General features: G+C 64.8%; 19 protein-coding genes. 5 read left to right on the top strand and 14 right to left on the bottom strand.

Going from position 1 to position 20,166, the window contains the following annotated elements; translation table 11 throughout:
• Position 1 precedes the first annotated feature (1 nt).
• From rsgA to ACETK3_RS15495, 4 genes are all read right to left on the bottom strand, one after another.
• Positions 2-1,162 (bottom strand): ribosome small subunit-dependent GTPase A, encoded by a 1,161-nt coding sequence (gene rsgA / locus ACETK3_RS15510; RefSeq protein ID WP_373462137.1) that lies wholly within the window; start codon positions 1,160-1,162, stop codon positions 2-4.
• Between the two features lie 295 nt (positions 1,163-1,457).
• A complete protein-coding gene (locus ACETK3_RS15505) occupies positions 1,458-2,498 on the bottom strand; it encodes a hemolysin family protein (RefSeq protein WP_373993161.1) in 1,041 nt (346 codons plus the stop codon).
• Complete coding sequence (locus tag ACETK3_RS15500) at positions 2,491-3,852, bottom strand: hemolysin family protein (protein ID WP_373993160.1); 1,362 nt, start codon at positions 3,850-3,852, stop codon at positions 2,491-2,493. Before ACETK3_RS15500 ends, ACETK3_RS15505 begins: the two co-directional genes overlap by 8 nt.
• A gap of 126 nt (positions 3,853-3,978) precedes the next feature.
• On the bottom strand, positions 3,979-4,215 hold the full coding sequence (locus ACETK3_RS15495; RefSeq protein ID WP_236800434.1) for a zinc-ribbon domain-containing protein: 237 nt from the start codon (positions 4,213-4,215) through the stop codon (positions 3,979-3,981).
• 147 nt (positions 4,216-4,362) lie between these two features.
• Between ACETK3_RS15495 and ACETK3_RS15490 the strand changes: the two genes are divergently transcribed.
• Complete coding sequence (locus ACETK3_RS15490) at positions 4,363-5,514, top strand: diguanylate cyclase (protein ID WP_236800435.1); 1,152 nt, start codon at positions 4,363-4,365, stop codon at positions 5,512-5,514.
• Between the two features lie 41 nt (positions 5,515-5,555).
• On the opposite strand, the gene ACETK3_RS15485 is transcribed toward ACETK3_RS15490, so the two are convergent.
• Genes ACETK3_RS15485 through ACETK3_RS15455 form a run of 7 tightly spaced genes read right to left on the bottom strand, consistent with a single transcriptional unit; the run spans position 5,556 to position 12,828 of the window.
• Positions 5,556-6,671, bottom strand: a complete 1,116-nt coding sequence (locus tag ACETK3_RS15485) for a Gfo/Idh/MocA family protein (RefSeq protein WP_236800437.1) — start codon at positions 6,669-6,671, stop codon at positions 5,556-5,558.
• On the bottom strand, positions 6,656-7,354 hold the full coding sequence (locus ACETK3_RS15480) for a ThuA domain-containing protein (RefSeq protein ID WP_236800438.1): 699 nt from the start codon (positions 7,352-7,354) through the stop codon (positions 6,656-6,658). Before ACETK3_RS15480 ends, ACETK3_RS15485 begins: the two co-directional genes overlap by 16 nt.
• Positions 7,355-7,400: 46 nt before the next feature.
• Positions 7,401-8,405: a sugar phosphate isomerase/epimerase gene (locus tag ACETK3_RS15475; RefSeq protein WP_236800439.1), complete on the bottom strand. Its 1,005-nt coding sequence runs from the start codon at positions 8,403-8,405 to the stop codon at positions 7,401-7,403.
• A gap of 33 nt (positions 8,406-8,438) precedes the next feature.
• Positions 8,439-9,629: a Gfo/Idh/MocA family protein gene (locus tag ACETK3_RS15470; RefSeq protein ID WP_236800440.1), complete on the bottom strand. Its 1,191-nt coding sequence runs from the start codon at positions 9,627-9,629 to the stop codon at positions 8,439-8,441.
• A gap of 31 nt (positions 9,630-9,660) precedes the next feature.
• Positions 9,661-10,566 (bottom strand): carbohydrate ABC transporter permease, encoded by a 906-nt coding sequence (locus ACETK3_RS15465; protein ID WP_236800441.1) that lies wholly within the window; start codon positions 10,564-10,566, stop codon positions 9,661-9,663.
• 1 nt (position 10,567) lies between these two features.
• Complete coding sequence (locus tag ACETK3_RS15460) at positions 10,568-11,503, bottom strand: carbohydrate ABC transporter permease (protein ID WP_236800442.1); 936 nt, start codon at positions 11,501-11,503, stop codon at positions 10,568-10,570.
• Positions 11,500-12,828, bottom strand: coding sequence for an extracellular solute-binding protein (locus ACETK3_RS15455; RefSeq protein ID WP_236800443.1), 1,329 nt, complete (start codon positions 12,826-12,828; stop codon positions 11,500-11,502). The genes ACETK3_RS15460 and ACETK3_RS15455 overlap by 4 nt, the downstream gene beginning before the upstream one ends.
• A 236-nt stretch (positions 12,829-13,064) precedes the next feature.
• On the opposite strand from ACETK3_RS15455, the gene ACETK3_RS15450 reads away from it, so the two are divergent.
• Positions 13,065-14,108 carry a LacI family DNA-binding transcriptional regulator gene (locus tag ACETK3_RS15450; protein WP_236800444.1) on the top strand — a complete coding sequence of 348 codons (1,044 nt, stop codon included), beginning with the start codon at positions 13,065-13,067 and terminating at the stop codon, positions 14,106-14,108.
• A gap of 42 nt (positions 14,109-14,150) precedes the next feature.
• Entirely contained in the window at positions 14,151-15,359 is a 1,209-nt protein-coding gene (locus tag ACETK3_RS15445) for a mandelate racemase/muconate lactonizing enzyme family protein (RefSeq protein ID WP_236800445.1), read from the top strand.
• A gap of 17 nt (positions 15,360-15,376) precedes the next feature.
• Here ACETK3_RS15445 and ACETK3_RS15440 read toward each other — a convergent pair whose 3' ends face one another.
• A complete protein-coding gene (locus ACETK3_RS15440; RefSeq protein WP_306968434.1) occupies positions 15,377-15,628 on the bottom strand; it encodes a hypothetical protein in 252 nt (83 codons plus the stop codon).
• Positions 15,629-15,747: 119 nt separating this feature from the next.
• A complete protein-coding gene (locus ACETK3_RS15435) occupies positions 15,748-16,914 on the bottom strand; it encodes an endo-1,4-beta-xylanase (RefSeq protein ID WP_306968437.1) in 1,167 nt (388 codons plus the stop codon).
• A gap of 186 nt (positions 16,915-17,100) precedes the next feature.
• Here ACETK3_RS15435 and ACETK3_RS15430 point away from each other — a divergent pair, with 186 nt between their 5' ends.
• Positions 17,101-18,129: a LacI family DNA-binding transcriptional regulator gene (locus tag ACETK3_RS15430; RefSeq protein WP_236800447.1), complete on the top strand. Its 1,029-nt coding sequence runs from the start codon at positions 17,101-17,103 to the stop codon at positions 18,127-18,129.
• Between the two features lie 144 nt (positions 18,130-18,273).
• Positions 18,274-18,975: a polysaccharide deacetylase family protein gene (locus ACETK3_RS15425; protein ID WP_237429368.1), complete on the top strand. Its 702-nt coding sequence runs from the start codon at positions 18,274-18,276 to the stop codon at positions 18,973-18,975.
• Positions 18,976-19,009: 34 nt separating this feature from the next.
• On the opposite strand, the gene ACETK3_RS15420 is transcribed toward ACETK3_RS15425, so the two are convergent.
• Positions 19,010-20,113, bottom strand: a complete 1,104-nt coding sequence (locus ACETK3_RS15420) for a LacI family DNA-binding transcriptional regulator (RefSeq protein ID WP_237429369.1) — start codon at positions 20,111-20,113, stop codon at positions 19,010-19,012.
• Positions 20,114-20,166 lie beyond the last annotated feature (53 nt).

Raw genomic sequence — 20,166 nt, 5'->3', positions numbered from 1 at the left:
CCTACCGCTTCCGCTTCCGGTCCTTCCCTTCGCTCCGGTTGCCGCGCTCAGTGGCCTCCCGCTCCGCCCAGCGCTGCGACTTTCCCGCCGCCACCACCTTCTGGTGCCACTCGCGGTGGTACGCGCGCTGGGCCGCGACGTCGGACCGCCGTGCCAGCGCTGCAAGCTCCCGTTGCATCTTCAGATAGGAGTTCCAGCGGCGCTCGGGAAGGTTACCGCTGTCGATCGCCTCACGGACCGCACAGCCCGGCTCGTTCCCGTGCGCGCAGTCTGAGAACCGGCAGCCGGCGGCCAGTTCCTCCACATCGCCGAACATCCCGCCCAGGCCTTCCCCGGCGTCGAACAGCCCGAAGCCGCGCACCCCGGGAGTGTCCATCAGCACGGTGCCGTTGGACAGCGGCACCAGCTCGCGGGAGGTGGTGGTGTGCTTGCCTTTGAAGTCACCGGCCCGCACCTCCGCGGTCTGCTGCACCTTCCGGCCCACGAGCGCGTTGATCAGGGTGGACTTGCCGGCGCCTGACGGTCCCAGGAGCACGATGGTGCCGCCGGGCGGGATGCGGGACATCAGTTCGTCGACCCCGTCGCCGTTTTCGGCCGACGTGGTCACAACGTCGACGCCCGCCGCCTGCAGGATGACTTTCCCGACGACGTCGTCAGCCACTTGGGCCAGGTCCGCCTTGGTGATGATCACCAGCGGGGTGGCGCCGGAGTCCCAGGCGGCAACGAGGGTTCGTTCAAGCCTGTTGTGGGTGAGCGGCCGGTCCACGGGAACTACGACCCCCACGGTGTCCATGTTGGCGGCGAGGACCTGTTCCTCGGAGGAGTCCTCGAACGCGCGCTTGCGGGTGAGCTCGGAACGCCGGGGGAGGACTGCCAGGATCTGGCACCCTCCGGCGCGGTTGGGACCGGTCCAGACCCAGTCGCCGGTGACCGCCGGCTCGCCGGACAGCGGATAGGGCAGGTGGAGCAGTCCGTCGTCGACTGCAACCAGCAGCAGGGTTCGGTCCACGCGGACCACCCGTCCGCGTCCCGTGGCGCCCGGGCAGGGGTGATGGTCGAAGTGGCGGGCGACGGCAGGGGTGTAGCCGTACGCGGCTAGCGTGCGGGTTGGTTGGGTGGTACTGGGGGTGTTGTCCAGGGCGTTGCCTGAAGAATTGTGCACGTTGGTTTCCTTGCGAGGGTCCCCGGTGCCGCGGTGCTATGGCGGGCAGGTGCCGTCGGTCAATCGTGGGCAGCCGGGAGGATGGGTGATGGGGTGGGTGCGGGGCGCTCCGGGCGCGCGGCAACAGCAGTCATCAAAACCACCTCCCTTCCCTCGTGCGGGTTTTCGTCCTCCTGCCGGGGACGGCAGGGGAGAACCGATCCCACCTTAGTTCCCGCCGCCGTCGGGCGCTAGGGTGCGGGCGCAAAAAGGGTGCGGCCCCCGAAGGAAACCGCACCCAATCCCAGGAAGCAGACTACGCGCTGGTGGCGTCCTGCACCTCGCCCACCAGTTCCTCGATGATGTCCTCGAGGAAGAGCATCCCGGTGGTCCTGCCGTCTGAGTCGAACACCCGGGCCACGTGGGCTCCGGTCCGCCGCATCGCCGCCAGTGCATCCTCAAGGTCCGCGCCGGCAAATGCCGACGCCAGGCGCCGGACCCGTTTGGCCGGGACCGGCTGGTGGAATTTCTCCGCCGCAGTGAGGTCCATGACGTCCTTGAGGTGCAGGTAGCCATCGGGCTCCCCGGCACTGTTGGTCAGGATGTAGCGCGAGTAGCCGTGCCCTGCCACGGCCTGCTGGATGTCCGCCGGCGTGGCGGATTCCGGCAGAAGCACCATGTCGGCCATGGTCACCTGGACGTCCGCCACGGTTTTGGCGGTGAATTCGAACGCGTTGGTCAGTGCGCCCGTGGTGTCCGTCAGCATGCCGTCCCGGGTGGACTGCTCCACAATCGTGGCCACCTCGTCCAGGGTGTACGCGCTGGTGGCCTCGTCCTTGGGCTCCACCCGGAAGAGCCGCAGGATGGAGTTGGCTATCCCGTTCAGGGCCCAAATAACGGGCTTGAACACCTTGGCCACCATGACCAGCGGCGGCGCAAGCAGGAGGGCCGCACGGGTAGGCACTGAGAAGGAGATGTTCTTGGGCACCATCTCGCCCACCACCACGTGGAGGAAGGTCACCAGCAGGAGCGCCACGATGAACGCGATGATGCTGATCGCCTCATAGGACAGGGACGTCAGGCCCAGCGGGATCTCCAACAGGTGGTGGATCGCCGGTTCGGAGACGTTCAGGATGACCAGGGAGCAGACGGTGATGCCCAACTGGCTGGTGGCCAGCATGAGCGTGGCGTGTTCCATGGCCCAGAGCGTGGTTTTTGCCGCTTTGCTGCCGGCCTCGGCCTTGGGCTCGATCTGGGAGCGGCGGGCGGAGATGACGGCGAATTCGGCTCCCACGAAGAAGCCGTTGACCACCAGGAGCACCGCCAGCCAGATGATGCCGGGAAGGTATTCACTCATGGGTCAGCTCCTGGGTCAGGTTGTCGATGATCCGATCGTGCGGGCTTCGCGGAGGCTCGCCGGACGCGGCGGGCGTGAAGCGCAGCCGCTCCACGTGCATGCCTGCCATGCGCTCCACGCGGAGGGTGCCGCCGTCGACCTCCACCTCGTCGCCCAGCTCGGGCAGGCGGTCCAGCCGGTCCGTGACGAACCCGCCCACGGTGTCGTACTCGTCCCCGTCCGGCACTTCGATTCCGGTGCGGTCCAGCAGCTCGTCCGGCCGCAGCGCGGCATCGAACGTGACGGACCGGCCCACGCGGACAACGCCCGCGCGCGCCCGGTCGTGCTCGTCCTCCAGCTCGCCAACGATCTCTTCCACCAAGTCCTCCAGGGTGACGATCCCGGCGGTCCCGCCATGCTCGTCGGAAACGATGGCCACCTGGAGGCCCTGGCGCCGCAGCAGGCCCAGGAGGGTGTCTACGCCCATGGATTCCGGGATCCGCAGGGGCTCGATCATGAGCTCCGCCGCGGTGGTGTCCGCCCGATGCTCCAGGGCGACGGCGAACGCCTGCTTCACGTGCAGGAGGCCCAGGACGTCATCCCGGTCCCGCCCGATCACGGGAAACCGGGAGTAGCCGGTGGCCGTGGCAAGGGAAACGATGTCCTCTGCGGTGTCGGACAGGCCGACGGCGGCCATCCTGACGCGGGGTGTCATGACGTCCGCGGCGCTGTACTCGGAGAACCGGAGGGTGCGGCGCAGCAGGGTGGCATGGTCCAGGTCCAGGACGCCTTCGACGGCGGAGCGGCGCACCAGGGAGCTTAGCTCCTCTGCGCTGCGGGCGCCGGAAAGCTCCTCCTTGGGCTCGATGCCGAACCCGCGGATGATCTTGTTGGCGGTGTTGTTGAAGAGCAGGATCACGGGCTTGAACACGGCCGTGAAGAGTGCCTGGAAGGGGACTACCACCTTGGCGGTGGCCAGCGGCAGGGCCAGGGCGAAGTTCTTGGGCACCAGCTCGCCCACCACCATGGAGAAGACCGTGGCCAGGAAGATGCCGGCAACGGAGCCGACGGCGGGCACCAGGGCTTGGGGGACGCCGACGGACTGCAGCGGGCCGCTGAGCATGCGGCTGATGGCCGGTTCAAAGGTGTAGCCCGTGAGGAGCGTGGTCAGCGTGATGCCCAGCTGGGCACCCGAGAGGTGGGTGGAGGTGATGCGAAGGGCCTTGATGGTGGGGCCCAGGCGCTTCTCGCCGCGGGCCTGGCGTGCTTCGAGATCGTGCCGGTCCAGGTTCACCAGGGCGAACTCCGAGGCGACGAAGAAGCCGGTGCCGACGGTCAGGACCAGGCCGATGCCCAACATGATCCATTCATACATTGGAGCGCCCCTCTCCTGTGGTGGCCGGTGGTCCGGTCAGTTGGCAGAGGGGCCAGGGCATGTGTGAAGGAGGGTCGTCCATATGTGGTTCAACTCCGCTGGCACCGGCGAAGTTCCCGCTGCCTCCTACCGGCGCAGCTCCAAGGCCCGCTTCTGACGCCCGCTGATGGACGAAACGTAGCCACAGTTAGTGCAGGTAATCCGGAACTTCCGGGACACCGTGAGCAGCGGAATGAAGAACAGGGTGAATTTTGTGGCTTGTTCTTCAAGGAGGTGGTGGATGAAAGCGCCGCAGTGCGGGCAGGTTGCTGTCCTGCCCGGCAGCGCCTTGAACACGGTCTTGAACCCGAAGAGGAGGAGCATTGGCGGCCTTACGTTGTCCGGATGGTTAACCTCCCACCCTAGGCGAGTTTGACGGGTGCCCATCCGGGGTAGGGATGCTTTGCGCCATATGGGCGGGTGCGATACTGGCGTGGGCAGCATTCGGGCTTCTGGGGGGACTTCTGGCACATGGTTCTGGATACGGCAACCCTGCGCATCGCGTTTGGCCTGATGGCCCTGGTGCTGGTGGTTCTCTTCTACTTTTCCGCCTACCGGGTAACCCGCTCGCCCTACAGCGCCTGGTGGTGCGGCGCCCTGCTCTTCTTCCTTTCCGGCTCCGCCTGTTTCCTGCTGGACGGCACGCCGCACCAGTGGTGGGCCAACCCGGTGGGTAACACGCTGCTGGTGCATGGCGGAGTTGCCGTGTGGGCGGGCGCCCGCTCGCTGCGCACGGTGCCCCGGCCCCGGTGGGCCTTCACGGGTATTCCGCTTGCCACCCTGGTGGCGTCCCTGCTGGACCATCCCGCCACCAACACCTGGTCCGGCGGTCCGGTGTTCCTCGCCGCCATGAGCCTGACCATCGGACTGGCGTCGCGTGAGCTGTGGCGGCTCGAGCCGGGCTACTCGCGGGTGCGGATTCCCATGGCAGTGGCCGCGGGCGGGCTGTCCGCTTATTACTTCTTCCGTTGGCTGGCGTTCCTGGTGGAGGGCCCGGACGGGGCCATTTTCGTTACCGTTTTTGGATCCGCCGTCACCACCATGGTGACCATGGTGCTGCTGGTGGTGGTGTCCTTCAGCATGGCCGGGTTGAGCACCGAACAGCAGACCCGCGCCCTGCGGGTGGTTGCCACCCGGGACGACCTCACCGGACTCCTGAACCGCAAGGCCTTCCTGGACCTGGCTGCGGAACAGTTGGCCGACCGCACCATCACCGGTGGCTCCGGCGCGCTGATCCTGGCCGACCTTGACCATTTCAAGGTGGTCAACGATACCCACGGCCACGCCGCAGGCGACCTGGCGCTGCAGGCCTTCGCTGACGCCTGCGTTGCCACGGTCCGCTCCACCGACCTGGCCGGCAGGTATGGCGGGGAAGAATTCGTGATCCTGGTCCCCGGGGCCAACGCCGAACGGGCAGAGACGATTGCCGAGGAAATCAGCAGGCGGCTGGCAGGCGCCGAAGCGCCGGACGGCATGGAGATGCCCACCGCCAGTTACGGCATTTCGACCTACGACGGCGGGACCTCCGACGTGGACCGCCTCATCGCCGCAGCGGATGCGGCCCTGTACAGGGCCAAGTCACTGGGAAGGAACCGCGCCGCCCGCAGCGATGAGCTGCACTAGCTCCACTGCGGCGGGCGGCGCGGTTCCGGTTCCGGAGAGGGCTACTTCGCCTGGAGGGCGTCTGCCTGTTCGGCGAGGACGGTGAGTGCCACGCTTTCCGGCCGCTCAACAGTGCTCTGGATGCTTACGGTCATGCCGCTGTGCGCGGCCTTGAGGACAGATTCCATGACCTCCAGCGCGTGGTAGGCAAGGGCTCCGCCTGCCCGGGGTTCCTTGCCCCGGGGGGTGGAAGCGAGATCGGCGATGCCAAACCCGCGGCCGGCATCCACGTATCCCGCCGAGACAGGCAGGGTTTCCCAGTCCTCGGCGCCCAGGGAGAACAGCTGGACGTCGCCGTCGAAGTGGTTGGGGTCGGGCACCACCAGGGACCCGCGTTCGCCGTGGATCTCGATGTTCGGCGACTTGGACTTCACGGCGTCGAAGCTCATGAACAGCGTGGAAAGCGCCCCGGAGGCGTGGACCAGGATGCCCGTGACGTGGGAGTCGATGGTAACCGGCACTTTTTCGCCCTGCCGCGGCCCGGAGCCGATGGTCCGCTCGTTGCGGGTATGGCTGGCCGCGCCCAGTACCGACACCACGGGACCCAGCAATGTCACAAGGGCGGTGACGTAGTAGGGGCCCATATCCAGGAGGGGGCCGCCACCGGGCTGGTAGTAGAAGTCCGGGTTGGGGTGCCAGCGTTCATGGCCGGGGGTCACCATGGTGGCCGATGCCGAGATGGGGGCGCCGATGAGCCCGTCGTCGATGGCTTTGCGGGCGGTCTGGATTCCGGTGCCCAGCACGGTGTCAGGGGCACAGCCGACGACGACGCCTGCCTGGCGTGCCGCGTCCAGCACCTGGCGTGCCTCTTCAGTCGTGGCCGCCAGCGGCTTTTCGCCGTAGACGTTCTTGCCGGCCGCGATCGCCTTCAGTGCCACGTCGGCGTGCGCGGCGGGGATGGTCAGGTTCAGAACCAGGTCGATATCGTCAGCGGCGAGCAGTTCTTCGACCGAGAGGGCGCGGACGCCGTCGTAATCATCCGCTACGGCCCGGGCACGTGCCGGATCCAGGTCCGCCACGGCCACCAGGTTGACCTGGTCCAGCCGCCGGAAATTGGTGAGGTACTGGGCGATGATGGCTCCGCAGCCAATGATTCCGACGTTCAACGGCTTGCCCACAGCAGGCCCCTTTCGATGATGGTGCGTACGTTCTGGTCCTGGAGGATTTCGACGCGGTGGCCGGGAGTGCAGACGAAGATGCGTCCCTTGCCCCACTGGCGGGTCCAGATGGCCGGGGAGGTCACTTCGCGGTGCCAGGGATCCCACTCGCGGACTTTCTGGGTGGTGGTGGCCAGGACATCGATGTAGTCATCGGCGAGGACCCAGTACTGCTCGGTGACCAGGTCGAAGTCCTTGATGCCCTTGGTAATGGGGTGCTCCGCCGCGGCGGGCAGCATGTTGACGGTGTACGGAACGTAGTTGTCCGACTGTTCGCCGATGCACTCGTCCGGGTGCTTGCCGGGGTGGCAGGCGAACTGGCCGCCGATCAGGTGCAGGTAGTCGGAGGTGTTCCGGTAGGAGTCGGCGATGCCACCGTGCCAGCCGGCCAGGCCGGTGCCGTTTTCCACGGCCGTCCGCAGTCCGGCGAATTCGTCCTTTTCGATGGTGCTCATGGTCATGCACTGCATGATCAGGTCCACCCCGGCCATGTATTCGGCGTCGGCGTAGACCTTGGGCGATTCCTCTACCCGGACGTCATAGCCGTTGTCCTTGAGGTAGGGAATGAAGAGCTCGGTGGCCTCGTAGGGCTGGTGGCCGTCCCAGCCGCCGCGGACGACCAGCGCGTGCTTGCGATCTGTCATTAAAGTTTCCTTTGTTTGGTTGCCGGCTGGTGCCGGCGAAGCATGGTCAGCGGCTGGCGAAGGCGGCGTCGAAGGCAGCTGCCGGCGGGGCGATCCGGGCCAGTTCCTGGACCATGGCCAGCGCCTGCGGGGCGCCGATGAGCCGGTCCATCCCGGCGTCCTCCCATTCGATGCTGGTGGGACCTTCATAGCCGATGGCGTTCAAGGTCCGGAAGATGCGGTTCCACTGCACATCGCCATGCCCTGCCGTGACGAAGTCCCAGCCGCGCCGGGGGTCCGCCCAGGCAAGGTGCGAGCCCAGGCGGCCGTTGCGGCCGTCAAGCTGGCGGACGGATTCCTTCACGTGAACGTGGAAGATCTTGTCTGCGAAGTCCTGCAGGAACATCACCGGGTCCAGGTCCTGCCAGATGAAGTGGGAGGGGTCGAAGTTCAGGCCGAAGCTCTCGCGGTGCCCGATGGCTTCAAGCGTGCGCTTGGCGGTCCAGTAGTCGTAGGCGATTTCGGACGGGTGGACTTCCAGGGCGAACCGGACACCCTCTTCCTCGAAGACGTCAAGGATGGGATTCCAGCGGTCGGCGAAGTCCTGGTAGCCGGCGTCGATCATTGCCTGCGAGGCCGGCGGGAACATGGCCACGGCTTTCCAGATGGAGGAGCCGGTGAAACCCGTTACTGTCTTCACCCCGAGGCGGGCAGCCGCCCGTGCGGTGTCCTTCATGGCCTCCGCTGCCCGGCGGCGCACCCCTTCGGGCTCGCCGTCGCCCCAGGTCTCTGCCGACAGGATGTCCCGGTGGCGCTCGTCGATGGGATCGTCACACACGGCCTGTCCGGTCAGGTGGTTGGCGATGGCGAACACCTTGAGGTTGTTCTTTTCGAGGATGTCCAGACGGCCCTGGAGGTAGTTGTCGTCCTCGGCGGCCCGGCGGGGGTCAAGGTGGTCGCCCCAGCAGGCGATTTCGAGCCCGTCAAAGCCCCATTCGCCGGCAAGCCGCGCCACCTCCTCGAAGGGCAGGTCGGCCCACTGGCCGGTAAAGAGCGTGATTGGTCGTGTCATGTGAGTTCCTATTTGATCGAAGCCGTACGTTGCTCAGACTTTTTGCCATTGGCTGGAGTTGGCGGCGCTGGACTCCACCGCGGCGAGGACCCGCTGCACCTGCAGGGCGTCGGCGAAGGATGGTTCCGGTTGGCGTCCTTCACCGATGGCCGTGACGAGGTCCACCACCTGGTGGGTGAAGCCGTGTTCATATCCCAGTCCGTGGCCGGTGGGCCACCAGTTCCCCACGTAGGGATGCTCGGGCTCGGTGACGAAGATCCGACGGAAGCCCGCATCCGGGGACTCCGCCGCGTCATAGAAGGACAGGACGTTCATGTCCTCGAAATCGAAGGCGAGGGAACCCTTGGTGCCGTTGACCTCCAGGCGCATGGCGTTCTTCCTGCCCAGGGCGTAGCGCGTGGCTTCGAAGACGCCGATGGCACCTGCGGAAGCGCCGCCGTCGAACTTTGCGCTGAAGATGGCCGCATCATCCACAGTGACCTGCCCGCGCGGGGCGTCGTCGCTCAGGTCGCCGTGGCCACCCAGGCCCACCATGTCGCCCGCAAGCGGGCGTTCCCGGACGAAGGTCTCCAGCATTGCGGATACCCCGTTGATGTTCATGCCCGTGACCCACTGCGCCGCGTCGATGCTGTGGGCTCCGATGTCACCCAGGGAGCCGGACCCGGATTTGCTCTTGTCCAGCCGCCAGGTCATGGGGGCGTTGGCGTCGGAGAGCCAGTCCTGCAGGTACTGGGCACGGATGTGGCGGATCTCGCCGAGCCTGCCCTGTTCCACGAACCGTTTGGCCAGTGCCAGTGCCGGGGTGCGGCGGTAGCTGAAGCCGCACATGGAGAAGACGCCGTTCTTTGCGGCCGTTTCCGCCGCGAGCGTCATCCGCTCAGCCTCGTCCACGGAGTTGGCCAGCGGCTTTTCGCACAGCACGTGCTTGCCGGCTTCCAGGGCGGCGATGGCGATCTCGGCGTGGGTGTTCCCTGGAGTGCAGATGTCAATGAGGTCGATGTCGTCGCGCTCGATCAGGCGGCGCCAGTCAGTCTCAACAGAGTCCCAGCCCAGCTTGTCCGCGGCGGCACGGACGCCGTCGGCATTCCTGCCGGCCACCGCGGTGAGCTGTGGCTGCAGCGGCAGGTCGAAGAACCGGGGCGCGGTGCGCCAGGCGTGGGAGTGGGCTGCACCCATGAAGGCGTAGCCCACCATTCCGACCCGCAGGGGCTTGGCGGTGGTCATGTTGAAAGTCCTTTCGGTAAATTCCGGGGCGTTACTTGCTGAAGCCGGCGGTCAGGCCTGCGAGCAGCTGTCGCCGGCCGACGACGTAAAGCACCAGGATGGGCAGTGTGCTAAGCACCACGGAGGCGAGAACGGCAGGAATGTTGACGCTGAATTCACCTTGGAAGGTCCACAGGCCCAGGGGCAGGACACGCAGGCTGGGGCTCTGGGTAAGAACCAACGGAAGCAGGAACCCGTTCCAGACATGCAACCCGTTGTAGATGGCAACCGTCACAATGGCCGGCCGGGTCAGGGGCAGGGCCAGCCGCCACATGGTCTGCCACTCGCTGCAGCCGTCCAGCCGCATGGACTCGAACAGTTCGTTCGGGACGTCGCGGATGAAGTTGGACAGGATCAGCACCGTCAGCGGAATGGCGAAGGCAATGGACGGCAGCATCAGCGCCAGCAGGCTGTCATACAGGTTAAGCCGGATGATCATCAGGTAGATGGGGATGATCGTGGCCTGCAGCGGGATGGCCAGCCCCATCAGGAACATACCGTTGACCAGCTTCAGGAACCTGCCGGCGCCGCGAACGATGGCAAACGATGCCATAAATGAGATCAGCACCGTGGGAATCACGGAACCGAGCGTGACGATGGCGCTGTTCATGAAGTACTGGGCGAAGTCCGCCTCCAGGACCAGCTGGTAGTTCTCCAGCGTGGGCTCGGTGGGGATGGCCAGCGGATTCTGGCCGAAGTAGCCGGCCTGCGTCTTGAGGCTGGTGATTACCACGTAGTAGACGGGCAGGATGATGATGGCCAGCCAGATCCAGCCGCCCAGGCCACCGGGGATATTGAGGCCCCGAAGCTTGGTGCCAAGTCCCCGCTTGGCGGCTGCAGTGCTGCCAAGCGACCCGGTGCGGGCTTCCTGGGTATTGCTTTTCAGGACGGTGCTCACCCTACAAACCTTCCAATTGGCTGCCCTGCTTGTCCTTGCCCCCAAGGCGCTGGAGGAACAAAGCGAGTGCAAGGCCGATGATGACGAGAATGACGGCGATGACGCTGGCCGGACCCATGAGGTTGGCCCGGAAGCCGCGGAGGTACATGTCCAGGGCCAGGATGCGGGTGGAGTTTCCGGGCCCGCCGCCGGTGAGGACGAAGATCAGGTCGAAGTAGGTCAGTGAACCCACCACCATCAGCGTGGAGGAGGTGATGATCGTGTACTTCAACTGCGGAAGGGTGATGTGGAAGAACTGCTTGATGGTCCCGGCCCCGTCGATCTGGGCCGCCTCGTACAAAGACTTCGGGATCTGCCGCACACCGCCTTGGTAGATGAGCGTGTGGAACGGCACGAACTGCCAGGCGATGACGAAGATGACCAGGCCGAGGGCCAACTGCGGGACACCCAGCCAGTCCTGGGCAAGGAACGGCAGGCCGAGGCCGGTTGCCAGGCCGAAGTTGGGATCCAGCAGCGCCTTGAAAGCGATGGCGACGGCGGCTGAAGACAGCAGCAGGGGCAGGAAGTACAGCACGGCCAGGACCGCCCGGTAGCGCTGGCTTCCCGCGGTGAAGACGCCCAGCAGGAGGCTGATGGGCGTCTGGACCAGCCAGGAGACGATCATGATCAGGAAGGTCAGGCCCAGGGCGTTGTACAGCCCCGGATCTGCCAGCACGGAGAACCAGTTGTCCAGTCCCGCCGCCCCGATGGCACCGATGCCGTCCCAGCTGGTGAAGCTGAGGATGAGCACACCAGCCAGCGGGATGACGGCGAACACCAGGAAGAAGAACAGTGCAGGAATGGTCAGCCATGCCAGCGCGGCCTTGCGCTGTTCGGTCTGCTTGGAATTCCTGACGCCGACGCTGGGCCCCGGGGCGGTGGAGACGGCGTTACTCATTTCCCGAGGGTGCCGTTCATATTCTCGGCAAACTGCTGCGGCGTAATCGACTTCAGGAACAGCTGGTCGATGTTGTTCAGCAGGGCCTCGGCGGCGGTGGGGCTCAGTGCCTGGTCCCAGGACTGCTGGAAGCTGGGGGCGTTCTTAGCCAGGTCGTAAACGAAGTTGAGGAAATCCTTGTCCGGGGACGTGTTCAGCTTGCTCTCGATGCCGTTGACAATGGGGACCGAACCGGAGTTGATGTACGCGTCGATCATCGCGTCCGTCATGATGCCGTCCTTGAGGAACTTCTTGGCCGACTCCTTTTCCTTGTCGCTGGCCTTCGCGGAGATTGACTGGTAGTTGGCTGGGTTGCCGACGCCGTTCTTGGGGTCGCCCTTGCCGCCGGGAACTGAGGGGAACTGGACGAAGCCCAGCTTGCCGTCCTGGACGAAGTTCTTGCCGTCCTTTTTCATCGGACCGTACGTCCAGGAACCATGCAGCATCATGGCGGCCTTGCCGGTGTACAGCAGGGCCTGGTCCGCGTTCGAGTCGGCCGTAATGGAGGAGAAGCCCTTGATGAAGCCATCGGCGGAGACCAGTTCCTGGATCTTGGTGCCGGTTTCGATCACAGCCGGGTCCATCCAGGCATTGGGCTTGCCTTCGAAGATTGCCTTGAACACGTCGGGTCCGCCGATGCGGTCCAGCAGGTATTCGAGCCACATCATGGAAGTCCAGCGCGACTGGCCGCCCAGGGAGAAGGGTGCCACCCCCATGCCGTTGAAGGTCTTGACCAGGGACATGACGTCGTCCCAGGACTTGGGCGGCGTGACGCCGGCCTTCTGGAAAAGTTCCTTGTTGTAGAACAGGACGATCGGACCGACGTACATGTTGGGCAGGGCGTAGATCTTGCCGTTGACCGTGGCGGCACTGAAGGTGGAGGGGAAAAACTTCTTCTTCAAGTCCGGTTCGGAATCCAGCCAGCTGGTGAGGTCTTCAACCTGGTTTGCCTCGGCGTATGTCTTCAGCGTGCCGCCACCCCAGTTGTAGATGATGGTGGGTGCCTGGTTGGCGCCAATCGCGGTCTTGATCTTGGTCTTGTAGGCGTCGTTCTGGAAGAACGTGATCGCGATCTTGTTGTCCGGGTTTGCCTGGTTGAAGGCATCGACAGCCTTCTGCATGTTGGTCTGGTTCGGCTCACCGGACAGGAACCACATGCTGGCGCCACCATTGCCGCTGGAGGCACCCGGACCTGACGTGCCGCAGGCAGAGGTTGCGGCAACGGCAAAGGGAGTAAGGGCAGCGAGGGCGAGGAAAGAGCGCCGTGAGGTCTGGGGTTGCTTCATTGCTTCTCCATTGTGAATTTGCTGTCGAGGTACGGGGCGTCAGCTCCGACGTTCGTTCGAAACATTTCGAACGGTGATATAAGTCACGCTGTAAACTAAAGCGGCAAAAACCCCCGTAGTCAAGGGATCGTAGAGGATATTTTTGGAGAAACAGCCTAATTTGACCAAACCTTGACGGACGAAGTGCCTGTTCCTCAGAATGAATGCACTTCCCACCTTCGAAAGATTGCGAACCCATGACGACCAAATTGCCGGAGCGGACCAAACCCACGCTCGCAACCGTGGCCAGGCAAGCAGGAGTCTCAGCGCCCACTGTCTCCAAGGTGGTCAATGGCCGTGACGATGTAGCACCTGAAACCAGGGCGCGGATCCTTGCCGTGCTTGAGCAGGCGGGTTACCAGTCGCCGGTGCAGCGCCGGGCGGCCGCGGAAAGCGGGACCGTGGTCGAAGTGGTGATCGACGTGCTCGATTCCGCCTACACCATCCAGGTACTGAACGGCATCCTGCAGTTCGCCGCCGGTGCCGACGTCGAAATCCTGGTGAGTGTGACAGGCAGGTCCACACCTGGCCGGCAGACCCCGGAACGCCGGGCCCAGCGCATGCTCGAAGAGGGCAGGGCGGGGATGATCGTGGTGACCTCGGCATTCAGCGAGGCACAACTGCATGCCTTCCGCCGGCGCCAGATCCCGGTTGTGGTGATCGACCCGCTCAACCCGCCCTCCGCGGACGTGGTCAGTGTTGGCGCAACCAACTGGGCGGGCGGCAAGGCGGCCACCGAACACCTGCTGGAACTCGGTCACCGCCGCATCGCCTACATCGGCGGAATCGAGGGCTCGGAGTGCAACCAGGCGCGGCTGCATGGGTACATGGCTGCCCTGATGGCGCAAGGCATCGCGGTGGACCCTCAGTACGTGGTGTCCGGAGGCCATTTCCGCACCGAGGGCGGAGTTAGCGGATTCAAAGAGCTGCTGAAGCTGGACTCCCTCCCAACGGCCATCTTTGCCGGCAGCGACTCCATTGCCCTGGGTGTCCTCAGCGAGGCGCGGCACCACGGGATCAGGGTTCCGGAGGACATGAGCCTCATCGGTTTTGACGGCACGAACCAGGGCGAGCAGTCCGTCCCCTCGTTGAGTTCGGTGGCCCAGCCCCTTGAAGAGATGGGCAGGGCCGCACTGAGGTCACTCCTGCGCCAGGCCCAGGGCGAGGTGCTGGATTCCCACCGCGTGGAGCTGGCCACCCAAGTGATCGTCCGCGAATCCACCGCCCCGCCGGCGGCCTGACTGAACCCACTGAGCCCTGCCTCCAACGAAAGACGCGGACATATGAAAATCACCAACCTGGACACTGTGGTCGTGGACTTTTACCGGACCAACCTGGTCTTCGTCCGGCTGCGCACCGATGAGGGCCTTACCGGGATAGCGGAGGCCACCCTTGAGGGCCAGGAACATGCAGTCCGCGGAGCCGTGGCGGTCCTGGCCGACGCGGTCCGGGGCAAGGATCCGACTCGAATCACGCAAACCATTTACGAGGTAAACCGCGACGCGTACTGGCGCGGCGGACCTGTGTCGATGACCGCGCTAAGTGCCCTTGAAATGGCGATGTGGGACGTCTCAGCCCGCGCCTTGGATGTGCCAGTCCACCGCATGCTGGGCGGACAGGTCCGTGACCGGGTCCGCGCTTACGCCAACGGCTGGTTTTCCGGCGCCAAAACCCCTGAAGATTTTGCCCAGGCGGCCGTCCAGACAGTTGCGCAAGGCTTCCGGGGACTCAAGTGGGACCCCTTCGAGGCGGCCGACCTCATCCTGGAGCCACGGGACCTGCGGCGCATGCTCGAACCCGTCGCCGCTGTCCGGGAGGCGGTCGGTGATGATGTTGAACTCTTCATCGAAGGACACGGCCGGTTCGATGTGCCCACAGCGATCCGGGTGGCGCGTGAAATCGAGCAGTTCCAGCCGGTGTTCTTCGAAGAGCCGTGCCCGCCTGATGGGATCGATGCGCTTATTGAGGTTCGCAGCAAATCCCCCGTTCCCATTGCAGCGGGAGAACGGTGGATGGGACGCAACACTTTCATCCCTGCCCTGGCCCGCAACGCCGTTGACTACGTCCAGCCCGACGTCACCCACGCCGGCGGCCTCCTGGAGCTCTCGTTCATTTCCTCCCTCGCGGCCGCGCATTACGTTCCGTTCGCACCGCATAACCCCAGCGGCCCGCTCAGTACTGCGGCGACCCTGCAACTGGGGGCCACCCTGCCCAACTTCCGTTACCTGGAGATCATGGCGACGGACGTGCCTTGGCGCAGCGAGATCTCGAATGAGCGCCTCCAACTGACGGACGAGGGTGATGTTCTCATTCCCGAGGGCGTTGGCTTGGGCATCGAATTGGACTTGGACGCCATCGCCGAGCATCCGTACACGCCGCACCCGATGCGGATCTTCACTGATGCGGTCGCTGACATCCGCCCGCCGGATGCCCGCTCCTACTTCAACCTGGCCACTGCAGCCGCGGGCCCCGCCATTGGCGGGCATCGATAACCGTTGCAGGAGGCGGGCTACCGGTCCTCGCAAGGGATGGGCCATTCTGCCTCGTGGGAAACAAACTGAACCATTTCCCACGTCTCGCCGTACGGGACCTGGTCGCTCAGTTTGACTGAGTAGCGGCCCGGTCCCTGGTGGGTCACGAGGATGCCCCGAAACGGCTCCTGCTGGGCCAGGCCCTGGAGCCGTTGGATCGAGGCGTTGAGCTTCTCATCAACCTCCGAGCGGGTGGTGGCCTCGACAATGAGGGACTGCAACGTTTCCATGGGGTTTCCTTTCAGGGATTCGAGAGTTACCGCCACCGGCTTCGGAAGCTTGGTAACAGGAACAGCAGAGCGGTCTGGAAACAGGTGTTCCCAGACCGCTCCAGCTCTTCCGGGAATCGCTACTGCTGGTAGGCGGGGTGGTGGGCGTCGCGGGCGCCGCCGCCGGGGTTCGCCTGAAGAAGGGTGGACTGCAGTGCGTAGTACGAGGGCTTGCGCGTGTAGTCCTCCCACATCACCGTAGCTTCACCCTGACCGCTGAAGAAGACGGGAACCCACGAGTACTTGTCGTTGAAGCCCCAAATTGTGAAGGACTTGCAGTCTTCGACATTGAGGCATGCTTCGAGCGCCTGCTGGTAGTAGCTTGCCTGCTTTGCCAGCTGCGCCTCCGTGGGCTTGGTCCCGGCAGCGATGTTCATGCGGACATCGATTTCCGTCACAGCCGTCTCCAGGCCGAGGTCATCGAAGCGCTGGAGGTTCGCCTTCAGGTCACCCGGGAAGCCGTACTGCGTGCTGAGGTGGCCCTGGACCGCGAAGCCATCCACGTGCACGCCCTCTGCGAGGAGCTTGGAGATGAGGGCCACATACGCGGTGCTTTTCGGGTTGATGCTTTCTACGCCGTAATCGTTAAAGAAAAGTTTGGCGGCGGGATCAGCCTCATGCGCCCACCGGAAGGCGTCGTCGATGATCTCCGGGCCAAGTTCGCGGATCCAAATATTGTCCGAGGTCCGCAATGTGCCGTCACCGTTCAATATCTCGTTGGCGACGTCCCACTGCTGGATCTTGCCCGCATACCGGCCAACAACAGTGGTGATGTGGTCCTTAAGGATGGACCGGAGTTCCTCCTTGCTGAAGTTGCCCTGCTCCAGCCAGGCCGGGTTTTGGCTGTGCCAGAACAACGTGTGGCCCCTGACCACCTGTCCGTGCTGTTGGGCGAATTCCACAATCGCGTCCATCTCTGCGAAACGGTACTGGTCCCGCTGCGGGTGGATGAATTCCCACTTTGCCTGGTTTTCCGGTGAGACCGAGCTGAACTCGGAGGCCAGGACGCTGCGGTACTGCTGGTCGAAGGTGAAGGGATTGGGGTACGGCATGGTCTCGTGGTGGCCGCCGCCGGCGACGGCGGTACCGATGCGCAAATCCTTTGGCGCGGCCCAGCGCAGGGTGTCCTGCTTGGCCAGTCCCGGCGGCTGCGGGGTGTCGTTCCCGCCGGCCAGGGCAGGTAGTGCCGTGGGAAGGGCGAACGCCGAGGCAAGCACTGCAGCGGCGAGAGTCTTGGCAACCTTCATTGAGAGCTCTCCTTTGAGGTACGAGTGGATCGGGTGGGGAAGCCGACCCGCGGTTCCGGAAAATTCCGGAACCGCGTCGTTGTAACTTAGGAATCTTCCCAGCGCTGCGTCAAGGGTTTTCGCAGAAAGTTTCGGATCCGCGTATTTGTGAAGGCCTATACTTGCAGCGAAAGCAGGAGGAAATGCGTGCGCGAGACCCAACGCCCGGCAGTCACAATTTCCGCGATCGCGGCGGAAGCCGGCGTCTCGGTACCCACCGTTTCCCGCGTGCTGAACGGGCGTGGAGACGTTTCGCCACGTACCCGCGAACGGGTGGAAAACTTGTTGCGCGACCACGGTTACAAGCGGAGGGGCGTCCGTCCGGAGGTACGGTCGGGCCTTATCGACCTTGTCTTCAACGATCTGGACAGCCCCTGGGCCGTTGAAATCATCCGTGGTGTGGAGGAAGCTTCCAATGAAGCCGGGGCATCCACGGTGGTGTCGGCCATCCACCGCAGGGCAGGCACAACGTCCACGCGGCAATGGCTGGACAACCTCAGCGCCAGGGCGACCGACGGTGCCATACTCGTCACTACCGACCTCGATCCCTTCCTGCAAGCGGAACTGCAGCGCCTGGACGTGCCCGTTGTGGTGGTCGATCCTGCCGGCGTCCCTGACCTGGAGGTGCCCACAATCGGCGCAACCAACTGGATGGGGGCTGTCGGTGCCACCGAGCATCTCACCGGTCTGGGCCACCGGCGGATCGGCTTCGTGGCCGGTGTGCCGGGCTTGTGGTGCAGCCGGGCCCGGCTGGACGGCTACAGGGCAGGCCTTGATGCTGCCGACATTGCCTTTGATCCTGCCCTTGTAGTGGAGGGGGACTTCGATTACGAGTCGGGTTTCCGCGCTGGCTGCAGGCTCCTTGAATTGGCCGACCGGCCCTCTGCCGTGTTCGCTGCGAGTGACCAGATGGCCTTGGGTGTGTATGAGGCGGTCCGCAAAAACGGGCTCCGCGTGCCGGAAGACATCAGTGTGGTGGGCTTCGATGACCTTCCGGAAGCCCGCTGGGCCTCTCCGCCGCTGACGACCGTGCGGCAACCGCTGGCAGAAATGGGCAAGCTCGCCGCGCGCACCATCCTCAGGATGCTGCAGGGTGAAGGCGTGGAGAGTCCACGCGTGGAGTTGGCCACGAGGCTCGTCCCACGGGAGAGCACGGCGCCGCCACGCCGGCAGTGATTTCTCCTCTTCGGCTCAGTTCCCCCAATAACCCTTGACGTGGCTCCGGACAGCTCCCTACGCTGTTCGCATTCCGGAAGTTTCCGGAAGTTCCTGTGACCTGAAGAGGTAGCAATGAAGATGCCACCACGACGTCTCGATCTGATGCCAAAGACTGTGCTGCCCCTGGCTGCCATCGCCCTGGCGGCAGCCGCCGCTGTTCCGGCGGGGCTTGCAACTGCGGCTCCTGCCCTTGCGGACCAGGCAACGCCGGCCGTTGTCGACTCCACCCGGCACGACGGCAATTACCTGAGCCTGACCTTCGACGACGGCCCCGATCCTGTCAACACACCCAAGCTGCTTGCCGTGCTGGAGAAGCACCACGTGAAGGCGACCTTTTGCCTTTGGGGTGACCACGTGAAGCAGCACCCTGAAATCGTCCGGCAGATAGCTGACGCCGGGCATACGCTCTGCAACCACACCATGCACCACGACGACATGTCCACGTGGAGCCCCGAGGCGATCAGGGCGGACCTGGAAGCGACAAGTGCCGTCATCCGCGAGGCCGTTCCGGATGCCACCATCAACTATTTCCGGGCCCCTTACGGCAGCTGGGGACAGACGCCGGAGGTAGCCGCTGACATGGGGATGCAGCCTCTCGGGTGGCGCCTGGCCATCGGAGATTGGGAGCCGCCGGGAACGCCGGAACTGGTCCGCCGCCTCCGGGAGGGCATCACCCCCGGGGCGGTAGTCCTCGTGCATGACGGCGGCGGCGATAGGAGCCAAACAGTCGACGCCGTCGACCAGATCATTCCCGAACTCAGGTCAGAGGGGTGGCGCTTCGACAAGCCCGCCCGCCGGGGCTGACTGAAACAACAAGAGGAAGCTGTGGATCGCGGAGCTAACGATCCACAGCTTCCAGCTCCGGCTCGTTCGCCGACCTTTCCGGGCACGGCCCCACCGACCCCCGCCGCACCAGGGTGGCCGTGAACTGCGCGGGGGCGGCGGAAGGCAGCCCCTCCATCTGCCGAATCAGTGCCTTGGCTGCTGCCACCCCCATGTTGTAGACCGGCTGGGCGATGACGGTCAGGGGCGGGCTTGTGAGCCTGGTCCACGCAAAGTCGTCGTACATCAGGAATGACACGTCGCCCGGAAAGGACAGGCCCAGTTCCTGGATGGCCTCCACCACGCTCAGGGCGATCAGACCGTCGGACGCCACCACGGCGGTGGCCCGGTCCGGCCCCCGCAGCACCTCACGCGTAATGCTCCGAATGGAGTCTTCGTCGCCTGCATTCAGCCGGACCAGGTCCTCCGGAAAATCCAGCCCGGAGTCAAGGTAAGCCTCCCGCATGCCCTCGATGCGGTCAGCGATCTGGGAAGACCCAAGCGCCATCCCGGCCGTGTAGGGAGCGTCTGTCGTCAGCGTTGAAATAAAGGCGATGCGGCGGTGCCCGGCATCCAGCAGGTACTGGGTGGCTTCCCGGGAAATCCGTGCCATGTCCACGGCCATGGTCTCCACCGGCATGTCACCGGCCGTGCGGTCAATGAAGACCAAGGGCCGTCCCGACCGGTGCACTTCCTGGAGGTGTCCGGTGTCCACCGATGACGCAGGAGCGACGATGAGACCGTCCACGCGCTTGTCCAGCAGGACCCGGACCGCATCCACTTCGGCAGCCCGGTCCTCGTCCGTGTTGACCAGGATGACGTTGTAGCCGGCCTTCTTTGCGGTGTCCGTGATTCCCCGCGTGGCCAAGCCAAAGTGCGGGTTTTCGATATCACCCACAACCACCCCGATGGTGTGTGACTTCCCGGTGTTCATGCTGCGGGCAAGCTCATTAGGCCGGTAGGCAAGCGCCTCGGCAGCAGCGAGGACGCGTTCGCGGACATCCTCGCTGACGGCCCCGTAATTCCCTAGTGCCCGCGCGGCCTGGGCCTTGGACACCTGGGCAGCCTTGGCGACGTCGGCAACGGTGACGTCCCGCCGTCGTGCTCCTTCAGCCTTCATCTTCACCTTTCGAGGGGCTGTTGACGGCCCCTGTGACTTCAGCTACATTTCTA

The sequence above is a fragment of the Arthrobacter sp. E44 genome, assembly GCF_041877125.1.
In the GTDB taxonomy this organism is placed as follows: Bacteria; Actinomycetota; Actinomycetes; order Actinomycetales; family Micrococcaceae; genus Arthrobacter.
This window is presented reverse-complemented; position numbering and strand designations above follow the sequence as displayed.